Here is an 18,165-nt window from a genome sequence, read left to right as displayed (position 1 = left end):
GGCATGAACATCGCCAAGCTTCGAAAACATGTGGTCGCGGCGTCGGCCGTCGGGGTGTTACTGGCCGGCTGCTCGTCGTCGCCGCCGGCCGCGCAGCCGTCGGTCACGTTCGGATCGAACGCCAGCGGGATGCCCGGGATGAGCACGGCGCCGGCAACCGGGTCACCGGCCGCGGCCGCGGGCGATGCGGTCACCATCGACAACTTCGCCTTCGCCCCGGCAACCCTGACCATCAAGGCCGGCAGCACCGTCACCTGGACCAACAAGGACGAGGAACCGCACACGGTCGCCGCGGCCGACGGGTCGTTCAAGTCGCCCGGAATGGGCACCGGTGCCACCTTTTCGCACACCTTCCCCACGGCGGGCAAGTTCGACTACGTCTGCTCGATTCACCCGATGATGCACGGCACCGTGGTGGTGACGGGATGAATGCCAACGACCCCAACACCATGACGCGCCGGCAGCTGATCCGGCACTCCGCGTGGTTCGGCGCGGCGGTCGGGTTCGCCGTCGTCGGCGGCGAGGTCATCTCGCACGTCGCCGGCACGGCGTCCGCCTCGCACACGAGCGCCCGGCCCACGCTGCGCTTCGCCCAGGTGAGCGACAGCCACATCGGCTTTGCCGGCCCGCCCAACCCGGACGTCGCCGGCACCTTCGGCCACGCGATCGATCAGGTCAACGGCCTTGGCTACGCGCCGGATTTCGTCATTCACACCGGCGACCTCACCCACCTGTCGACCCCCGAGCAGTTCGACCAGGTGAAGCAGATGCTCTCCAAGCTGCAGACGCCGCACGTGTTCACGGTGCCCGGCGAGCACGATTCGGTGGACGACGCGGGTCAGAAGTACCGCAGCGTGTTCGGCGCGGGGACCCGCGGCGACGGATGGTACAGCTTCGACATCGCGGGTGTGCACGTGATCGCATTGGTGAACACCTTGAACCTGAAGAAGCTGGGGCACTTGGGCGTCGACCAGTTGGAGTTCGTCGAGAAGGACGTCGCGGGGTTGTCCAGCGATACGCCCATCATCGTGTTCAGTCACATCCCCTTGTTCGCGATGTACCCGGACTGGGGCTGGGGCACCGACGACGCCACCCAGGCGCTCAGCTACCTGAGCCGGTTCTCGTCGGTGACGTGCCTCAACGGTCATGTGCACCAACTGTTTTCCAAGACGGAAGGCAACGTGACGTTCTACAGCGGGACGACGACCGCCTACCCGCTGCCCCATCCCGGTGACGGGCCGGCGCCCAAGCCGATCACGCTGCCGGCGGGCAAGCTGCGCGACGCCCTGGGGATCCGCGAGGTCAACTACACCAAGGGCCAGGCCGCCCTCGCACTGAAAGAGACCAAGCTGCAATGAACATCTTCCTCCGGCTCGCGCTGGCCGCCTCCCTGGCCGTCAGCGCCTTCAGCCACGCCTACCTGTATATCCATGGCTACCAGCACATCCCGATGATCGGTACCAGCTTCCTGATCCAGGCCAGCGTCTCGTTTTCGTTGGCCCTGCTGGTCGCCGCGGGCGGTCCGTGGTGGGTCGAATGGGCCGCCGCCGCGGTGGCGGGCGGTTCCCTGGTCGCCTTCGTGCTGTCCAGAACCGTTGGGCTGTTTGGCTTCACCGAGCGCGGGTGGGACCCGGCGCCCCACGCGGCGCTCACCGTCGTCGCGGAGGCGCTGTGCGTGCTGCTGTGGGCGGCCACCTTCGTCAGGCTGCCCCGGGTCAGGCGCGTTGCCGCCGCGTCCTAGGCCGCATCGAAATAGATCGTCCCCTGGCCGTTGGGGCTGTAGGAGAAGTAGATCGGCATCTGCTTGAAGACGTAGTTTCCGGTATTGAAGAAGCCCGGCCCGAGTGGGGGCGAAGCGCTCTGGGACACGGTGACCTGCATGGTATTTGCGCCCAGCGTCTGGGTGTACACCTGCTGGCCGGTGCCTTGGATGGTGACTTGAATGGTCGTTCCCGCCGGCAGGTACTGGCCGGCGGTGTAGCTGGGGACGACGTCTTGTGGCATGTTGCCGCCGACGCCGCCGGTGTCGACAATCGCGTCGGTGAGAGCAACGGGCGTGCCGCCATTGACCGATACCTGCAGGACGTTGGTGAACGGCGCCCCGGTAACCGAGGCGACGGCGGTTTGCGGATTGGGGCCGAACTGCGCGTAGGGCGCGGCCGCGTGTTCGTTGACGAGCACACCCTGGCCGAGGACGCCCGGCAACTGCTGTACGGGGCTGCTGGTGAAATACGGCGGATTTTGCGAATTGGCTCCAACACCGAGAACGATTTCGCTCGGGGTCACCGGCACGCCGTTGTGCGTTTCCGCCGTGATGACGCCGATGGTCATCGGCTTGGTGAGCATTCCGTTCCCGAAGTTCAGCGATGCGGTGTAGGGGGTGTACGTGTCGATCGTTCTGTCTTCCGGCGGGCCGAAGCCGTAGGTCTGGGACGGTCCGATGGGGTTGCCGAGGGACTGCATGTTGACGTCGGCCTGCGGGAAAAGGGCGGAGGTGGATCCGGTGTCAAGCAACGCTTGCACGACGGGCCCGTCGTTGACGGCGACCGATACCGTCGGCCGACCGAGGCCCGCGTTGGCACCGTTCAACGCGATGGCGGCCGGGCCGCCGGCCGCGCCCGTCGTCCCGGAGTGGCCGAAGTACTGGCCGCCTGGCCCGCCGGTGCCGCCGGAACCCGAGATGACCCCGCCGGCCCCGCCGGCGCCGCCGTTGCCGGCCAGGTGACCGCCGGCGCCGCCGGCGCCGCCGTTCGCGAATGCGCCACCGATTCCGCCGGCGCCGCCGTGGCCGAGCCACGGCGCGCTGCCGCCGGTACCGCCGTTCGCAAAGGGCCCGCCCGTACCGCCGATTCCGCCGTCGCCCCACAGCAACCCGCCGGTGCCCCCGGTCCCGCCGGTGCCGCCCAAGCCGCCCGGGGCGCCGGTGGTGAACGTCCCGCCCTGGCCGCCCGTGCCACCGTGGCCGAAGAACAGTGCGTTGCCGCCGGCACCGCCGGTCCCGGTCGGCCCGCCGAAACCCCCGATGCCGCCGTTGCCCCACAGCAACCCGCCGGTGCCCCCGGTCCCGCCGGACCCGCCGAAGCCGCCCATCCCGCCGAGGCCGCCGGTGCCCAGCAGGCCGGCCGGACCGCCGGCACCGCCGGGCACGCCGGCGGCGAAGCTGTCTCCCCCCTCGCCGCCGTTGCCCCACAGGATTCCCCCGGCGCCGCCGGCCGTCCCGATCCCTTGAGCGTCGGTGGTGCCGTTGGCGCCGTTGCCGATCAGCGGGCGCCCCAACGTCAGCTCGGTGGGCGTGTTGATCGCCTCGAGCACGTTTTGCTCGAGGGTCTGTAGCGACGCGGCGCTGGTGGTCTCGGCGGCGGCATAGGCGCCCGCGCCCGCATTGAGGGTCTGCACCAGCTGGGCGTGGAATGCCGCGGCCTGCGCGCTGAGCGCCTGATATGCCGACGCGTGCTGAGAGAACACGGCCGCTACGGCCGCCGACACCTCGTCGTCCGCGGCGGCCAGCAGCCCTGTCGTGGGCGCGGCCGCGGCCGCCTGGGCCGCACTGATCTTCGCGCCGAGACTTTCCAAACTTGTTGCCGCGTCGGTCACCAATTCCGGAACCGCGATCACAAACGACATCCGGCGGACGTTACCAAGTTCCGTCGCGAATGCGTCGATTTTCGAGGGCAATTCAGCAGCGGGAAACGAACCGTTTGCGGTTTAGGTATCGAAGGTCATTGTCCCGAAACCGGTTGGGCTGTAGGAGAGGTAGATCGGCTCCTGCAGGAAGGGCGCGATGCCGGTGTTGAAGTTGCCCCCCAGGAAGCTCGATACGACGGCCGTCTGTTGCGCCCCGACCGTCGTCGTGTACAACAGCGTCGTCCCGTCGGGGGTGTAGACGGAAATGGTGGTCCCCGCGGGCAGGTATCCGCCGGAGTTTGGGGGGTTGAGATTGTCCGGGACGGATCCGTATAGGCCGCCCGAATCGATGAACGCGCCGGCGGTCTGCTGGAGGGACCCGTTGTTGATGCGTATGTCCAGGGTGGTGGAGGGGGCCCCGGTAACCGAGGCGATGGCGGGCAACGGGTTGGTGCCGAACTCCATTATTCCCTGGGGTTCGTCGATCAGCACGCCCTGACCGAAGGTGCCGGGCAAGGCCGCCACGGGGCTGCTGCCCAGTGGTCCGGCAGGATTGACCCCGACGCCCAGGACGGCGGGCACCTGCGAAGCCGGAACTGAACTTGTGAAGATGAAGGCGATAGTCCGGGTCGCGGAGGTGGCCACGGCGACGGTGGTCGGCTGGGTGACGATTCCGTTTCCGAAATTCACCGTCGTCGTATAGGTGTTGTAGTTCACCGTCAAGGTATTGCCGGGTTCGCCGTACACGACGCTGCCGAAGCCGGTGGGCGTGCCGAGGGTCCCCGTATTCACGTCTTGGGGCGGGAGAATGAGACCCCGCGAGCCGGTGTCGACGATGACGGACGCCGTCGGTCCCCCGCCCACCGAGAGGTTCGCGATGATGTCGTTGTTTTGCACCGTGATGGGAACCGTTGCCAGGCCGGGAGCGCCGGTGGCCCCGGGCGCGCCCAACAAGCTGCCAGGGCCGCCGGCGCCGCCGAGCGCGGCGGGGCCGCCGGTCCCGCCGTTGCCGCCGTTTCCGAGGAGCAGGCCCGCGGGCCCACCGGAGCCACCGGGCGCTCCGATGGCGGTGCTGTTGCCGCCGTTGCCGCCGTTGCCGGCCAAGATTCCGCCCGGACCGCCGGGTGTGCCAACTCCTTGGGCGTTCGTTATGCCGTTGGCGCCGTTGCCGATCAGCGGGCGCCCCAGCAGCGTGTCGGTCGGCGCGTTGATGAGGCCCAGCACGTCTTGCTGAAGGGTCTCGAGCGGCGATGCGTTGGCCGCCTCGGCGGCCGCGTAGGCGCTCGCACCCGCGTTGAGGGTCTGCACCAGCTGGGTGTGAAACGCGGCGGCTTGGGCGCTCAGCGCCTGATAAGACGCGGCGTAGGAAGAAAACGCCGCCGCGATGGCCGTCGAAACCTCGTCGCCGGCCGCCGCGAGCAGACCCGTCGTGGGTGCCGCCGTCGCGGCGTGGGCCGCGCTGACCGTCGACCCGATGCTCGCCAAACTTGTTGTCGCATCAGACATTACTTCGGGAACGGCCAACAAGAACGACATCCGACCCCCCAGCAGATGGCACGTGAAGCGGCCGCGGCCCGGCTACAGCGACAAGCGGATATTAACGCTTCTAACTGGCGAAAGCGGTTGTTTTCAGCGGGAATTCGGCCGCGCGGCGACGGTCAGGAGGTCGTGGGCTGCATGGTGCGCAAGCGTTTCAGTGTTAGTCGCGCGGCGTGCGCCGAGATGGCCGGCGAGAGGCGGTCTAAGTACCAAAACGCCTTCCACCACCCCGGCACGATGATGATCGCGTCATTTCGCGACACCGCCCGCAGGACGCGCTCGGCGAACTTCTCGGGCGCCATGGGCCGCATCGGCTCCCAAAACTTGAGCAGCGCCTCGTCGCTGGCGCCGGTCTTGGTCATCCGCCCGTAGGTGCCGCCGGTGAGGATCGGGGTCTTGATCGCGCCGGGACACAGCACCGACACCTTGACGCCGTGGTGCTCGGCCTCCACCCGCAGCGCCCGCGAGATCGCGACGACGGCGTGCTTGGCGGCGGTGTAGCTCACCGCGCCGGGGGAGGGGAGGAGGCCGGCCATCGAGGCCGTGTTCACGATGTGGCCCGAGCGCTGGCGGATCATGATCGGGTACACCGCTTGGATGCCATGCACCACGCCGTGCAGGTTCACGTCGAGGACGTCGTTCCAGTCGTCGAGCGTGTACGAGTCGACCTCGCCGCCCACCCCGATGCCGGCGTTGTTGAACAGGTAGTCGATCCGCCCGGATTGCTCCGCCGCCGCGACGGCGGCGCGCTCGAACGCCGCGTAGTCGCGGACGTCGAGCTCGATCGCGCGCGCATTGGCGATGCCGCTGGTGAGGCGCTGCGCCAGCGCCTGCGCCGCCTCGAGCTGGCGATCGGCGATCCAGACTTCGGCGCCGCCGTCGACCAGCTTGGTGGCCAGCGCGGCGCCGATGCCGGACGCGCCGCCGGTGACGAGTGCGACCTTGCCGGTGAAGCTCACGCGTTGTTGAGTTGCTCGCGCAGACTGGCGACGAACTTTTGCGTCTCCTCCCAGGTGGGCAGGAGGCCGGCGGCGCGCACTTCCTCGAAGCTCGGCGCCACGGCGTCGCGGGCGGACAGCGTGGGAGTGGTGCCGTCGACCAGTGGCCAGTCGATCGCCAGCGTCGGATCCATTGCAGAGATGGTGTGCTCGCGTTGCGCGTTGTATTCCGACGAGCACAGGTACATGATCGTCGAATTGTCTTCCAGCGCAAGGAATCCGTGCCCGAGGCCCTCGGAGATGTAGATCGTCCGGCGGTCCTGGTCGTCGAGCAGGACCGAGTCCCATTGCCCGAAAGTCGGTGACCCGACGCGGGTGTCGACGACGACGTCGAAGATCGAACCGGACGCGCAGGTCACATACTTGGCCTGGCTCGGCGGCACCTGCGCGAAATGCACGCCACGCAGCACGCCGGCTGAGGACACCGAGCAGTTGGCCTGCCGGACGTTCAGGCGGTGACCGGCGAAAGCGGTGAAGTCGCGGTCGGTGAGCCATTCGAAGAAATAGCCGCGGGAGTCACCGTGAATCGTGGGGGTGATCTCCCAGGCGCCGGGGACTTTCAGCTCGCGAACTTTCATGTCACTGACCTCGTTCTTCGTAGCGGCCCTCAGTGGCTTCCTTGAGGGGCCGCCACCACGACTCGTTCGCGCGGTACCACTCGATGGTGGCGCGCAGGCCCTCCTCAAAGTTGGCATGCTTTGGCGTCCAACCCAATTCGTTGTACAGCGTCGTCGGGTCGATCGCGTACCGCAGGTCGTGGCCGACGCGGTCGGTGACGTGGTCGAAGTCGTCGGGATCGCGGTCCAGCGCCTGCAGGATCGCGCGCATGACCGTCAGGTTGTCGCGCTCGCCCTCGGCGGCGATGAGGTAGGTCCGGCCGTTCTCACCCTTTTCCAGGATTCGCCGGACCGCGCTGTTGTGGTCCTCGACGTGGATCCAGTCCCGAACGTTGGCGCCCGCGCCGTACAGCTTGGGGCGGCGACCGGTGAGCACGTTGGTGATCTGGCGCGGGATGAACTTTTCGACGTGCTGATACGGACCGTAGTTGTTCGAGCAATTCGAGATCGTCGCGCGCACGCCGTAGGACCGCACCCAGGCCCGGACCAGCAGGTCGCTGGCGGCCTTGGTCGCCGAGTACGGGCTCGACGGGTTGTAGGGCGTCGACTCGGTGAACCGGCTGGGCTCGTCGAGCTCCAGATCGCCGTAGACCTCGTCGGTGGAGACGTGGTGCAGCCGGACACCGTGCCGCCGCACCGCCTGCAGGATCGCGAAGGTCCCGACCACGTTGGTCTGCAGGGTCGTCCACGGATCTTCCAGGGAGTTATCCACGTGGGTCTCGGCGGCGAAGTGCACGACCGCGTCGGACTCGGCGACCAGCGCGGCGACCAGCGCGGCGTCGGCGATGTCGCCCTTCACCACCGTGATGGAGTCCTCGACGTCGGCCAGCGACTCGCGCCGCCCGGCATAGGTGAAGGCGTCGAGCACCGTCACGGAATCCTCGGGGTGCTCGCGCACCGTGCTGTGCACGAAATTCGCGCCGATGAATCCGGCGCCCCCGGTGACCAGCAATCGCATGGTCACACACCCTAACCGAGCCAGGTGATCAGTTTGGGGCAGTTAGCCCTAATGGCCCCGCCAGCTCGCTCAACGCCGAAAGCAACGCCTCGTCGTTCGCCGTCCCCAGCACCTGGATCGCCACGTGGTCCGCGCCGGCCTCGCAATGTTCACCGAGGCGCCGCGCGATGGCCTCCGGGGCGCCGTGGGCCACCACCGCGTCGATCAGCCTGTCGCTGCCGGGCCTGCGCACGTCGTCCTGGGTGAATCCGAGCCGCAGCCAGTTGTTCACGTAGTTGGAGAGCCCCAGGTAGCGGTCGGCCGTTTGCCGGCCGATCGCGCGGGCCTCGTCGGCGTCGGTGGTCAGCACCACCTTGTGCTCGGGCGCCAGGAACACCGACCTGCCCAGTTGCTCGCGCGCCTTGGCCGTGTGTTCCGGCGTGGTCAGGTACGGGTGCGCGCCGGCGCTGCGTTCCGCGGCCAGCCCCAGCACGCGCGGCCCGAGCGCCGCGAGTACCCGCCGGCTGGTCGGCACCATCGCGGCGTCGAGAGCGTCGAGGTAGTCGACCAGGGCGTCGTAGGGCTTGGCGTAATGCTCGGTGCGCTCCCGGTGGCCCACCCCGACGCCGAGCAGGAACCGCCCCGGGTGGGCGGCTTCGATGCGCGCGAAGGACTCGGCGACCGCCGGCGCCGGGGCCGACCAGATGTTGACGATCCCGGTCGCCAGCTGCAGCGAGCTCGTCCGCGCCAGGGCCGGCTCGACCCAGGCCAGCTCGGCGTCCGGCGAGCCGCCGATCCACACGGCGCCGTAGCCGAGCGCTTCGATCCCGGCGGCCAGGTCGGGCGAGATCGAGCGGGTGGCCAGCCACACGCCGAACCGCCCCAGGTCAGGTTTCAGTGCAACAGCCTCTGTCATGCGCGTCCCCCTCGCGTGCGCTAGCTCAGTCCGAGCGGCCCCGCCAATTCGGCCAGCGCCGAGACCAGGTTTTCATCCTTGGTGAGCACCTGGACCGGCACGTGGTCCGCGCCCGCGTCGAGGTGCTGTTTCAGCCGCGCGGCGATCTGCTCCGGCGTGCCATAGGCCACCACCGAGTCGACCAGGCGGTCGCTGCCGGGGCGGGTGACTTCCTCCTCGGAAAAGCCAAGCCGCTTCCAGCTGTTGCGGTAATTGGCCAGGTTGAAGTAGATGTCGAGCGCCCTGCGGCCGACGGCGCGGGCCTGCTCCGCGTCGGTGGTGAGCACCACCTTGTGTTCGGGCGCCAGGAACGCCGACGGGCCGATCAGTTGGCGAGCCTGCGCGGTGTGCTCGGGGGTGGTCAGGTACGGGTGCGCGCCGGCGGTGCGTTCGGCCGACAGCCTCAGCACCCGGGGACCCAGGGCCGCTACCACCCGCCGGTCGGCGGGCACGCCGTGTTCGTCGAGCTGCTCGAGATAGCTGACCAGGGCGTCGTAGGGCTTTTGGTACTCGCTGATGGCCTCCCGGTGTCCGACGCCGATGCCCAGCAGGAAGCGGCCGGGGTAGGCCGCCTCGATGCGGTGGAACGACTCGGCCACCGGCCCGGCGGCCGCCGTCCAGATGTTGACGATGCCGGTGGCCACCTGCAGGGTGCTCGTCGCCTCGAGGATGGGTTCGACCCAGGCCAGTTCGGCCGGCGGGGAACCGCCCACCCAGACCGCCCCGTAACCCAGGGATTCGATTTCTTTGGCTTGCTGGGGCGTCACGCCGCGTCCGAACGATCCGAACCGGCCGAGGTTGGGTTTGGTCATGGTCGTTCCCAACCGGGCGGGTGATGCGGCTATTCCGGGAGATCCGGATCCGCCGCCGGCGGCGCGTCCAGCGGCAGCAGCACGATGAAGCGCGTGTCGCCCGGCACGGATTCCACGCGCAGATCGCCCCGATGGTTCTTCACGACGATGTTGAACGCCAGATCCAGCCCGAGGCCGGTGCCTTCCCCGAACGGTTTGGTGGTGAAGAACGGTTCGAAGATGCGCTCGCGCACGTCGTCGGGGATCCCCGGCCCGGTGTCGCAGATCTCGATTCGGGCCATGTTGCCCTGCCGGCCGGTGCGGATCGTCAGGGTGCCGCCCTCATCGCGCATCGCGGCGAGCGCGTTGTCGATGATGTTGGTCCACACCTGGTTGAGATCGCCCGGGTAGCAAGGGATTTGGGGCAGCGATTTGTCAAATTCCTTGACCACCTGGACTTTGGCGTCGGCGCTCGAATGCGGGCCCAACCGGTCGGCGAACATCACCAGCGTGCTGCGCAGCAGTTCGTGGATGTCGGCTACCTGGAAGGGGGCGCGGTCCATCTGCGAATACTGCTTGGCGTCGGCGACCAGCGCCGAGATCCGTTTGCTCGCCTCCAGGATCTGGTTGAGCAGCAGTTCGCCCTCGACGGTGTAGGTCAGCCAGCGGATGGCCTTCTCCAGCGAGGTCGACGAACCGAGCTCCTCGGTAGCCGCGGCGATGCGTTCCAGCCAATCGGTGTCGATGCCGCCCTCGACGAACGTCGGGGCGATGTCCCAACCGTCCTCGACGCCATGGTCTTCCAGCCAATCGCCGACGGCGTCCTCCAGGTCGGCCGTCTCGATCGCGGTCATGTTCACCGAGGCCGACTTCGCCACCTGGGCCGCGACCTCTTCTTGCAGCCGCACCAGCGCCTGCAACGCCTCGGGGGTGACGGTGCCGTCGGCGAGCATGGCGAGCTTCTGGCGCATGCCGGCGACCCGCTGCCGCAGCTCGGCGGCCGCGCGGACGGTGGCGGCGGCCGGGTTGTTCAGCTGGTGGGTCAGCCCGGCGGACAGCTGGCCGAGCGCGAGCAGTTTCTCCCGGTTGTCGATGATGCGGCGGGTGCGCTCGAGGCCGACCGCCATCCCGTCGAGCAGGTGGACCGCCATCGGGAACTGGTCCTGCATGAAGCGGGCGAACGCCGGCGCGTCGAGCACGAAGAACCGGGACGGCTTGGTGACGTACACGCTCGCGTCGTAGCTCTGCTGCGCCAGGTTGCCGGTGAAGGCCCGCCAGGCGCCCGCATACACCCCGCGCTGGGAGGTCCGATTCGTCTCGATCTCCTGGCCACCCGAGAGCTTCGACATCGCCAGCTCGCCCTCGATCAGGACGTACAGGCAGGTGGCCGGTTCGCCCTCGACGCAGATCGGGCCGGGTTGGTAGGTCTCGATGTGCCCGCTGGCGCACAACGCTTCGAGCTGCTCGTCGGAGAGGGCCTCGAAGAGGAACAGGCTGCGCAGCTCGCCGGGCTGACAGGGTGTTTCGGTCATGATTCGGCGAGGTAGCGATGCACCAGCATCACCGCCATCGATCCCTCGCCCACGGCGGCGGCGACGCGCTTGGCGGACTCGGCTCGGACGTCCCCGGTGGCGAACACGCCGGGGACGCTGGTCTCCAGGTGGTGCGGCGGCCGGTCCAGCGTCCAGCCGCACACGTTGCGCAGGTCCGGTCCGGTGAGGACGAAGCCGTGGTCGTCGCGGGCGACCACGCCGTCCAGCCATTCGGTGCGCGGCGCCGCCCCGATGAAGATGAACATCCGCGCGCAGGTGACGTCCTGGGTGTCCCCGGTCCTGTTGTCGACCAGGGTCAGCCGCTGTAGGTGGTCGTCCCCGACGGCGCGGCGCACCTCGGTGCAGGTCCGCACGGTGATGTTGGGTCGCTGCCCGATCTGCTGGATCAGGTAATACGACATCGAGGCCTCGAGCGACGGCCCGCGCACCACGATCGTCACCGACTTGGCCTCGCGGGAGAGGTACATCGCCGCCTGCCCGGCGGAGTTGGCGCCGCCGACGACGTAGACCTCCTCGCCCGCGCACTCGGAGGCGACGGAGACGGCCGCCCCGTAGTAGACGCCGCGGCCGGTCAGCTCGCCGCAGCCCTCGGCGGGCAGCTGGCGATACGCGACGCCGGTGGCCAGGATGACCGCGTGCGCGTCGATGGAGCCGCCGTCGGCGAACCGCACGGTGCGCTTGGAACCGTTCACCTCCAGCGCCGTCGCGGTGCGAGCGGTGATCAGTTCCGCGCCGAACTTCTCGGCCTGCCGGCGCGCGCGGTCGGCCAGCTGGCCCCCCGAGACCCCGTCGGGGAAGCCGAGGTAGTTCTCGATGCGTGAGCTCTGGCCGGCCTGCCCGCCCGTCGCGGTGCGTTCGATCAGCACCGTGCGCAGCCCCTCGGACGCGCCGTAAACGGCGGCGGCCAGGCCCGCGGGTCCGCCGCCGACGACGATCAGGTCGTAGAACTCCTGCGACGGGGTCGTGGTCAGGCCCAGGGTGTCGGCCAGTTGCGCGTCGGTCGGTTCGACGAGGGTGTCGCCGCGCTCGGTGACGACGACCGGAAGGCGCAGGCAATCCGCGCCGGCGGCCTTCAGCAGCCGCTCGCCGTCGGGGTCGTCGGCCATGAACCACGAGTAGTGCAGCCCGTTGCGGGCCAGGAAGTCGCGCACCTGCCACGACCGCTCCGACCAGCGGTGCCCGATCACCTTGGTGTGCGGGATGGCGTGTTCCGGGGCGGCCCGCCAGGCGTCCAGCAGCCCGTCGATGACGGGGTAGAACTTCTCCTGCGGCGGGTCCCACGGTTTGAGCAGGTAGTGGTCCAGGTCGACGACGTTGATCGCGTCGATGGCGGCGTGGGTGTCGGCGTAGGCGGTGAGCAGCACCCGGCGCGCGGCCGGATACAGGTCCATCGCCTGTTCGAGGAATTCGATGCCGCTCATCTGCGGCATCCGGTAGTCGGCGATGAGCACCGCGACGGTCTCGCCGCGCAGCTTGAGCTCCTTGAGCGTCTCCAGGGCGTCGAGGCCCGATTCGGCCCGCACGATCCGGTGCCGGTCGCCGTAGTGGCGACGCAGGTCGCGGGCGACCGCGCGGGAGACCGAGGGATCGTCGTCGACGGTCAGCAGGACGGGTTTGCGGGACTCTGCGGTAAGGTTTGCGGGGCTGCTCATCGCCGTCAAGTATGCCCTCGTCAGGCGTGGTTCGGCAGGTCGTGAAGGCGGGGCCGATTTCTCCGGCAGCGATTTTGGGTAAGGCCCGTTACCAGGTATCGTTGACCAACGGTGCGGTTTCCGCGCCGACTTTTTGTGTGCCCAGTCCCTAGGAATTTCCTGTCACCGGCTCACGTTCGAAGTCGGTGTATATCTCGCGCCAACGGCGGGCGCTAAAGCGAACGAAACGAATGACGAGGATTTCTGACAAGTATGGCCAAGAAGGACGGCGCCATCGAGGTCGAGGGCCGCGTGGTCGAGCCCCTGCCCAATGCGATGTTCCGCATTGAGCTGGAGAATGGCCACAAGGTGCTCGCCCACATCAGCGGCAAGATGCGGCAGCACTACATCCGCATCCTGCCCGAGGACCGGGTGGTGGTGGAGTTGTCTCCCTACGACCTGTCCCGGGGCCGCATCGTGTACCGGTACAAGTAACCAACGAACAGACGAGAACAGGATCGAAAAGCCGTGAAGGTCAACCCCAGCGTGAAGCCGATTTGCGACAAGTGCAGGGTGATCCGTCGGCATGGGCGGGTCATGGTGATCTGCTCGGATCCGCGCCACAAGCAGCGCCAGGGTTAGCGGCGATCGCTGACTCAAGACAACTAAATGATGACCTCCCAGCACCACTGAGCGAATACGTCGCTCATCCACGCCCGGACGGAGGCCGGGCCCCGCCTCAAACCTTGAAGCGGGAACGGGCTGGGATCAGACCTCCGCCTGGAAAAAGAGGAAACGCCACCTATGGCTCGACTAGTAGGCGTCGATCTCCCGCGCGACAAGCGGATGGAGATCGCGCTGACGTACATCTTCGGCGTCGGCCGTACCCGCGCCAATGAAATTTTGGCCGCCACCGGCATCGACAAGGACCTGCGCACCCGGGACCTCACCGATGACCAGGTGACCCACCTGCGTGACTACATCGAGGCCAACCTCAAGGTCGAGGGTGACCTGCGCCGCGAGGTGCAGGCCGACATCCGCCGCAAGATCGAGATCGGCTGCTACCAGGGCCTGCGGCACCGCCGCGGCCTGCCGGTGCGCGGCCAGCGCACCAAGACCAATGCGCGTACCCGCAAGGGCCCCAAGCGCACCATCGCAGGCAAGAAGAAGGCCAGGTAACCGGATGCCACCGAAGAAGGCAAGCGGCTCGGCCCCCAAGAAGGGGCAGCACAAGACCCGCAAGCGGGAAAAGAAGAATATTCCGCACGGCGCCGCGCACATCAAGAGCACGTTCAACAACACGATCGTGACGATCACCGACCCGCAGGGCAACGTCATCGCCTGGGCGTCGTCGGGTCACGTCGGCTTCAAGGGCTCGCGCAAGTCGACGCCGTTCGCGGCGCAGCTGGCCGCCGAGAACGCGGCGCGCAAGGCGCAGGAGCACGGCGTGCGCAAGGTCGACGTGTTCGTGAAGGGCCCGGGTTCGGGCCGCGAGACCGCGATCCGGTCGCTGCAGGCCGCCGGCCTGGAGGTGGGCGCGATCTCCGACGTCACCCCGCAGCCGCACAACGGATGCCGTCCGCCGAAGCGCAGAAGGGTCTAGGACACAATCATGGCTCGTTACACCGGACCCATCACCCGCAAGTCGCGCCGGCTGCGCACCGACCTCGTCGGTGGCGACCAGGCCTTCGAGAAGCGTCCCTACCCGCCCGGCCAGCACGGCCGCGCGCGGATCAAGGAGAGCGAATACCTCCTGCAGCTGCAGGAGAAGCAGAAGGCCCGCTTCACCTACGGCGTGATGGAAAAGCAGTTCCGCCGCTACTACGAAGAGGCCGTGCGGCAGCCCGGCAAGACCGGTGAGGAACTGCTGCGCATCCTCGAGAGCCGGCTGGACAACGTCGTCTACCGCGCCGGGCTGGCGCGCACCCGACGGATGGCCCGCCAGCTGGTGAGCCACGGCCACTTCTCGGTGAACGGCGTGAAGGTCGACGTTCCCAGCTATCGGGTGTCGCAGTACGACATCATCGAGGTGCGGGACGGCTCGCTGAACACGGTGCCGTTCCAGATCGCGCGGGAGACCGCGGGCGACCGCCCGATCCCGAGCTGGCTGCAGGTCGTGGGGGAGCGCCAGCGCATTCTCATCCACCAGCTGCCCGAGCGCGCGCAGATCGATGTGCCGCTGACCGAGCAGCTGATCGTCGAGTACTACTCGAAGTAACGGACTTTCGGGCCGGCCGGCCCGAAAACCTTAGGCGGCATCAAATAGCGGGTGCCGAGAAGGAGAAGAAGAAACACCATGCTGATCTCACAGCGACCCACCCTGTCCGAGGAAGTCGTCACCGACACCCGGTCCCAGTTCGTCATCGAGCCGCTGGAGCCCGGATTCGGTTACACCCTGGGCAATTCGCTGCGGCGCACGCTGCTGTCGTCGATTCCCGGCGCGGCCGTCACCAGCATCCGCATCGACGGCGTGCTGCACGAGTTCACCACCGTGCCCGGCGTCAAGGAAGACGTCACCGACATCATCCTGAACCTCAAGGGCCTGGTCGTGTCCTCCGAGGAGGACGAGCCGGTCACCATGTACCTGCGCAAGCAGGGCCCGGGCGAGGTCACCGCGGGTGACATCGTGCCGCCCGCCGGTGTGACGGTGCACAACCCCGCCATGCACATCGCGACGCTGAACGACAAGGGCAAGCTCGAGGTCGAGCTCGTCGTCGAGCGCGGCCGCGGCTACGTGCCGGCCGTGCAGAACCGGGCGTCGGGCGCCGAAATCGGCCGCATCCCGGTCGATTCCATCTACTCGCCGGTGCTCAAGGTCACCTACAAGGTGGACGCGACCCGTGTCGAGCAGCGCACCGACTTCGACAAGCTGATCCTGGACGTGGAGACCAAGAGTTCGATCACCCCCCGCGACGCGCTGGCGTCTGCGGGCAAGACGCTGGTCGAATTGTTCGGCCTGGCACGCGAACTCAACGTCGAGGCCGAGGGCATCGAGATCGGGCCGTCGCCGGCCGAGGCCGACCACATCGCCTCGTTCGCCCTGCCGATCGACGACCTGGACCTGACCGTGCGGTCCTACAACTGCCTCAAGCGCGAGGGTGTGCACACCGTCGGCGAGCTGGTCAGCCGCACCGAGTCCGACCTGCTCGACATCCGCAACTTCGGCCAGAAGTCCATCGACGAGGTGAAGGTCAAGCTGCACCAGCTCGGCCTGTCGCTCAAGGACAGCCCGGCCACCTTCGACCCGTCGGAGGTCGCGGGCTACGACGTCGCCACCGGCACCTGGTCCACCGAGGCCGCCTACGACGACCAGGACTACGCGGAAACCGAACAGCTTTAATAACAAGTCCGTCCCGGCCCTACCTGATACGGGGGTCGGCCCCACTTAGGAGATAGTGCAATGCCCAAGCCCACCAAGGGCCCTCGCCTCGGCGGGTCGTCTTCGCACCAGAAGGCACTGTTGGCCAACCTGGCCACGTCGCTGTTCGAGCACGGCCGGATCAAGACGACCGAGCCGAAGGCTCGCGCGCTGCGGCCGTACGCGGAGAAGCTGATCACGCACGCCAAGAAGGGCACGCTGCACAACCGTCGTGAGGTGATGAAGAAGATCCGCGACAAGGACGTGGTGCACGCCCTGTTCGCGGAGATCGGGCCGTTCTTCGCCGACCGCAACGGCGGCTACACCCGCATCATCAAGGTCGAGGCGCGCAAGGGCGACAACGCCCCGATGGCCGTGATCGAGCTGGTCCGGGAGAAGACGGTGACGTCGGAGGCCGACCGGGCGCGCCGCGTGAAGGCGTCCAAGAAGGCGGCACCCGTGGCCGCGGCGGCGGCGCCGCAGGCCGCCGTCGAGCCCGAGGAGGCCGTCGGCCCGACGGCCGACGAGGTCACCGAGGCCGAGACCGAGGCCACGGAGACCGAGGCCACGGAGGCCGAGGCCGCCGCTGAGGAAAAGCATGACGAGGCCGTGGCCGCGCGGGCCGAGGCCGAGGCCGCCGAGGCGAACGACGAGGCTGACGAGAGTTAGCGAGGACGTCCGTCTGCGGCTTGACATCGCCTACGACGGAACGGAATTCGCCGGCTGGGCAACGCAGGCCGGGCAGCGGACCGTCGCCGGCGTTCTCGACGAGGCGCTGACGACGGTTTTCCGCGTTCCGGTGCGGCTGCGCGCGGCCGGGCGCACCGATACGGGAGTCCATGCCACCGGGCAGGTCGCGCACGTCGACGTGCCCGCCGACGCGTTGCCGAAGGCCTACCCGCGCTCGCCGCGCCCCGGTGAATCGGAATTCCTTCCGTTGGTGCGCCGGCTCGGCCGCTTCCTGCCCACCGACGTCCGGGTGCTCGAAATCGCCCGCGCCCCGGACGGTTTCGACGCCCGGTTCTCGGCGCTGCGCCGGCACTATGCGTACCGGCTGTCGACGGCGGCCCACGGCGTGGAGCCACAGCAGGCGCGCTACGTCACCGCCTGGCCGCGCGAGCTGGACCTCGAGGCGATGGCGACGGCCTCGCGAGACCTGCTGGGGCTGCACGACTTCGCCGCGTTCTGCCGGCAGCGGGAAAACGCCACCACCATCCGCGACCTGCAGCGGCTGGACTGGTCGCGCGACGGCGACCTGATCACCGCGCACGTCACCGCCGACGCGTTCTGCTGGTCGATGGTGCGCTCGCTGATCGGGGCGCTGCTGGCCGTCGGCGAGCACCGCCGCCCGACCTCATGGTGCCGCGAACTGCTGTCCGCCACCGAACGGTCCAGCGACTTCGCCGCCGCGCCGGCGCACGGGCTGACGCTGATCGGCGTCGACTACCCGCCCGACGACGAACTGGCCGACCGGATCCTGATCACGCGGGATCTGCGCACGCCCGGCTAAACGCGGCCGGCGACGAAACTCGCGGCCTGGTTGGTCAATCCGGGCACGTAGCCCAGGTGCGCGCTCCACTTGTTGCCGTTCGAGCAGATCGGGTCGCCGGTGTTGCACAGGTCGATGGTCTTGCCGTCGAAGTTCGGGGTGATGGCGCTCATCAGCCCGCCCGCCCGGGCCGACGGGTTCCCGAACAGGGCGACGGCGGCGACGTGATCGGCGGCCTTGGCGGGCAACGGGTCACGGAAGCCGAAGCCGGCCAGCGGCGCGGCGGTGACGATGTCGACGACGGCCGCGCCCTGGGAGTACCCGCCGAGCACGATCTTGGTGTTGGGGCAGTTGCCGGCCATCTGCTGGATGTGGTTGCTGGCATCGTTCGCGCCGTCCGCGGCCGCCAGGAAGTCCTTGTTGGCCGGGTAGTTAACTCCGTACGAGCCAACGCTTTTGCGGGTGTCCTGGCGCAGCGAGGACACGAAGGCCTGGCCCACCTTCCCGACGCCCGGCGGCTCGTCGGTGCCCCGGGCGAACACCACCTCGACGTCGGGGCACGCCGCCGAGGCCAGCGGCAACAGCTTAGGGACGACGAAAACCGCGACCGCCGCAAGGAATGCGACGGTCAGCCCCAAGCGGATAAGCCTCACACGACGAGGCTACGGGCCCA

General features: G+C 68.5%; 21 protein-coding genes. 11 read left to right on the top strand and 10 right to left on the bottom strand.

Going from position 1 to position 18,165, the window contains the following annotated elements; translation table 11 throughout:
* Positions 1-3 precede the first annotated feature (3 nt).
* The 3 genes from AC5Y2S_RS09965 to AC5Y2S_RS09955 are packed head-to-tail and all read left to right on the top strand — an operon-like array spanning position 4 to position 1,741.
* Positions 4-429, top strand: coding sequence for a cupredoxin domain-containing protein (locus AC5Y2S_RS09965; protein WP_499955936.1), 426 nt, complete (start codon positions 4-6; stop codon positions 427-429).
* A complete protein-coding gene (locus AC5Y2S_RS09960) occupies positions 426-1,358 on the top strand; it encodes a metallophosphoesterase family protein (RefSeq protein WP_499955934.1) in 933 nt (310 codons plus the stop codon). The genes AC5Y2S_RS09965 and AC5Y2S_RS09960 overlap by 4 nt, the downstream gene beginning before the upstream one ends.
* A complete protein-coding gene (locus AC5Y2S_RS09955) occupies positions 1,355-1,741 on the top strand; it encodes a hypothetical protein (RefSeq protein WP_499955932.1) in 387 nt (128 codons plus the stop codon). Before AC5Y2S_RS09960 ends, AC5Y2S_RS09955 begins: the two co-directional genes overlap by 4 nt.
* Here AC5Y2S_RS09955 and AC5Y2S_RS09950 read toward each other — a convergent pair.
* The 9 genes from AC5Y2S_RS09950 to AC5Y2S_RS09910 all read right to left on the bottom strand — a co-directional run bounded on the left by AC5Y2S_RS09950 (position 1,738) and on the right by AC5Y2S_RS09910 (position 12,666).
* The gene (locus AC5Y2S_RS09950) at positions 1,738-3,624 is read right to left on the bottom strand and encodes a PecA family PE domain-processing aspartic protease (protein WP_499955930.1); all 1,887 of its coding nucleotides are present in this window, start codon (positions 3,622-3,624) and stop codon (positions 1,738-1,740) included. The two genes, AC5Y2S_RS09955 and AC5Y2S_RS09950, sit on opposite strands and share 4 nt — an antisense overlap.
* Positions 3,625-3,705: 81 nt before the next feature.
* The gene (locus AC5Y2S_RS09945) at positions 3,706-5,160 is read right to left on the bottom strand and encodes a PecA family PE domain-processing aspartic protease (protein WP_499955928.1); all 1,455 of its coding nucleotides are present in this window, start codon (positions 5,158-5,160) and stop codon (positions 3,706-3,708) included.
* A gap of 122 nt (positions 5,161-5,282) precedes the next feature.
* On the bottom strand, positions 5,283-6,122 hold the full coding sequence (locus tag AC5Y2S_RS09940) for an SDR family NAD(P)-dependent oxidoreductase (RefSeq protein WP_499955926.1): 840 nt from the start codon (positions 6,120-6,122) through the stop codon (positions 5,283-5,285).
* Positions 6,119-6,739: a dTDP-4-dehydrorhamnose 3,5-epimerase gene (gene rfbC, locus AC5Y2S_RS09935; RefSeq protein WP_499955924.1), complete on the bottom strand. Its 621-nt coding sequence runs from the start codon at positions 6,737-6,739 to the stop codon at positions 6,119-6,121. Before rfbC ends, AC5Y2S_RS09940 begins: the two co-directional genes overlap by 4 nt.
* A gap of 1 nt (position 6,740) precedes the next feature.
* The gene (gene rfbB / locus AC5Y2S_RS09930; protein WP_499955923.1) at positions 6,741-7,736 is read right to left on the bottom strand and encodes a dTDP-glucose 4,6-dehydratase; all 996 of its coding nucleotides are present in this window, start codon (positions 7,734-7,736) and stop codon (positions 6,741-6,743) included.
* Between the two features lie 28 nt (positions 7,737-7,764).
* Positions 7,765-8,631 (bottom strand): LLM class F420-dependent oxidoreductase, encoded by an 867-nt coding sequence (locus AC5Y2S_RS09925; RefSeq protein WP_499955922.1) that lies wholly within the window; start codon positions 8,629-8,631, stop codon positions 7,765-7,767.
* Between the two features lie 20 nt (positions 8,632-8,651).
* Positions 8,652-9,482 carry an LLM class F420-dependent oxidoreductase gene (locus AC5Y2S_RS09920; RefSeq protein WP_499901644.1) on the bottom strand — a complete coding sequence of 277 codons (831 nt, stop codon included), beginning with the start codon at positions 9,480-9,482 and terminating at the stop codon, positions 8,652-8,654.
* A gap of 29 nt (positions 9,483-9,511) precedes the next feature.
* Positions 9,512-10,993, bottom strand: a complete 1,482-nt coding sequence (locus tag AC5Y2S_RS09915) for an ATP-binding protein (protein ID WP_499901643.1) — start codon at positions 10,991-10,993, stop codon at positions 9,512-9,514.
* Positions 10,990-12,666, bottom strand: coding sequence for an NAD(P)/FAD-dependent oxidoreductase (locus AC5Y2S_RS09910; RefSeq protein ID WP_499901642.1), 1,677 nt, complete (start codon positions 12,664-12,666; stop codon positions 10,990-10,992). The genes AC5Y2S_RS09915 and AC5Y2S_RS09910 overlap by 4 nt, the downstream gene beginning before the upstream one ends.
* Positions 12,667-12,918: 252 nt before the next feature.
* Here AC5Y2S_RS09910 and infA point away from each other — a divergent pair, with 252 nt between their 5' ends.
* From infA to truA, 8 genes are all read left to right on the top strand, one after another.
* Positions 12,919-13,140: a translation initiation factor IF-1 gene (gene infA, locus AC5Y2S_RS09905; protein WP_003418601.1), complete on the top strand. Its 222-nt coding sequence runs from the start codon at positions 12,919-12,921 to the stop codon at positions 13,138-13,140.
* Between the two features lie 33 nt (positions 13,141-13,173).
* Positions 13,174-13,287, top strand: coding sequence for a 50S ribosomal protein L36 (gene rpmJ / locus AC5Y2S_RS09900; protein WP_003879483.1), 114 nt, complete (start codon positions 13,174-13,176; stop codon positions 13,285-13,287).
* A 162-nt stretch (positions 13,288-13,449) separates the two neighbouring features.
* Entirely contained in the window at positions 13,450-13,824 is a 375-nt protein-coding gene (rpsM, locus tag AC5Y2S_RS09895; RefSeq protein ID WP_066907568.1) for a 30S ribosomal protein S13, read from the top strand.
* Between the two features lie 4 nt (positions 13,825-13,828).
* The gene (gene rpsK, locus AC5Y2S_RS09890; protein ID WP_067873528.1) at positions 13,829-14,248 is read left to right on the top strand and encodes a 30S ribosomal protein S11; all 420 of its coding nucleotides are present in this window, start codon (positions 13,829-13,831) and stop codon (positions 14,246-14,248) included.
* A gap of 9 nt (positions 14,249-14,257) precedes the next feature.
* On the top strand, positions 14,258-14,863 hold the full coding sequence (gene rpsD, locus AC5Y2S_RS09885; RefSeq protein WP_066933864.1) for a 30S ribosomal protein S4: 606 nt from the start codon (positions 14,258-14,260) through the stop codon (positions 14,861-14,863).
* A 78-nt stretch (positions 14,864-14,941) separates the two neighbouring features.
* Entirely contained in the window at positions 14,942-15,985 is a 1,044-nt protein-coding gene (locus AC5Y2S_RS09880; protein WP_067006072.1) for a DNA-directed RNA polymerase subunit alpha, read from the top strand.
* A gap of 60 nt (positions 15,986-16,045) precedes the next feature.
* The gene (gene rplQ, locus AC5Y2S_RS09875; RefSeq protein WP_499955921.1) at positions 16,046-16,672 is read left to right on the top strand and encodes a 50S ribosomal protein L17; all 627 of its coding nucleotides are present in this window, start codon (positions 16,046-16,048) and stop codon (positions 16,670-16,672) included.
* The gene (truA, locus tag AC5Y2S_RS09870) at positions 16,602-17,513 is read left to right on the top strand and encodes a tRNA pseudouridine(38-40) synthase TruA (protein ID WP_499955920.1); all 912 of its coding nucleotides are present in this window, start codon (positions 16,602-16,604) and stop codon (positions 17,511-17,513) included. The genes rplQ and truA overlap by 71 nt, the downstream gene beginning before the upstream one ends.
* Here truA and AC5Y2S_RS09865 read toward each other — a convergent pair.
* On the bottom strand, positions 17,510-18,130 hold the full coding sequence (locus AC5Y2S_RS09865; protein ID WP_499956509.1) for a cutinase family protein: 621 nt from the start codon (positions 18,128-18,130) through the stop codon (positions 17,510-17,512). The genes truA and AC5Y2S_RS09865 overlap by 4 nt on opposite strands.
* Positions 18,131-18,165 lie beyond the last annotated feature (35 nt).

This window comes from Mycobacterium sp. NGS69 (assembly GCF_059812165.1).
This window is presented reverse-complemented; position numbering and strand designations above follow the sequence as displayed.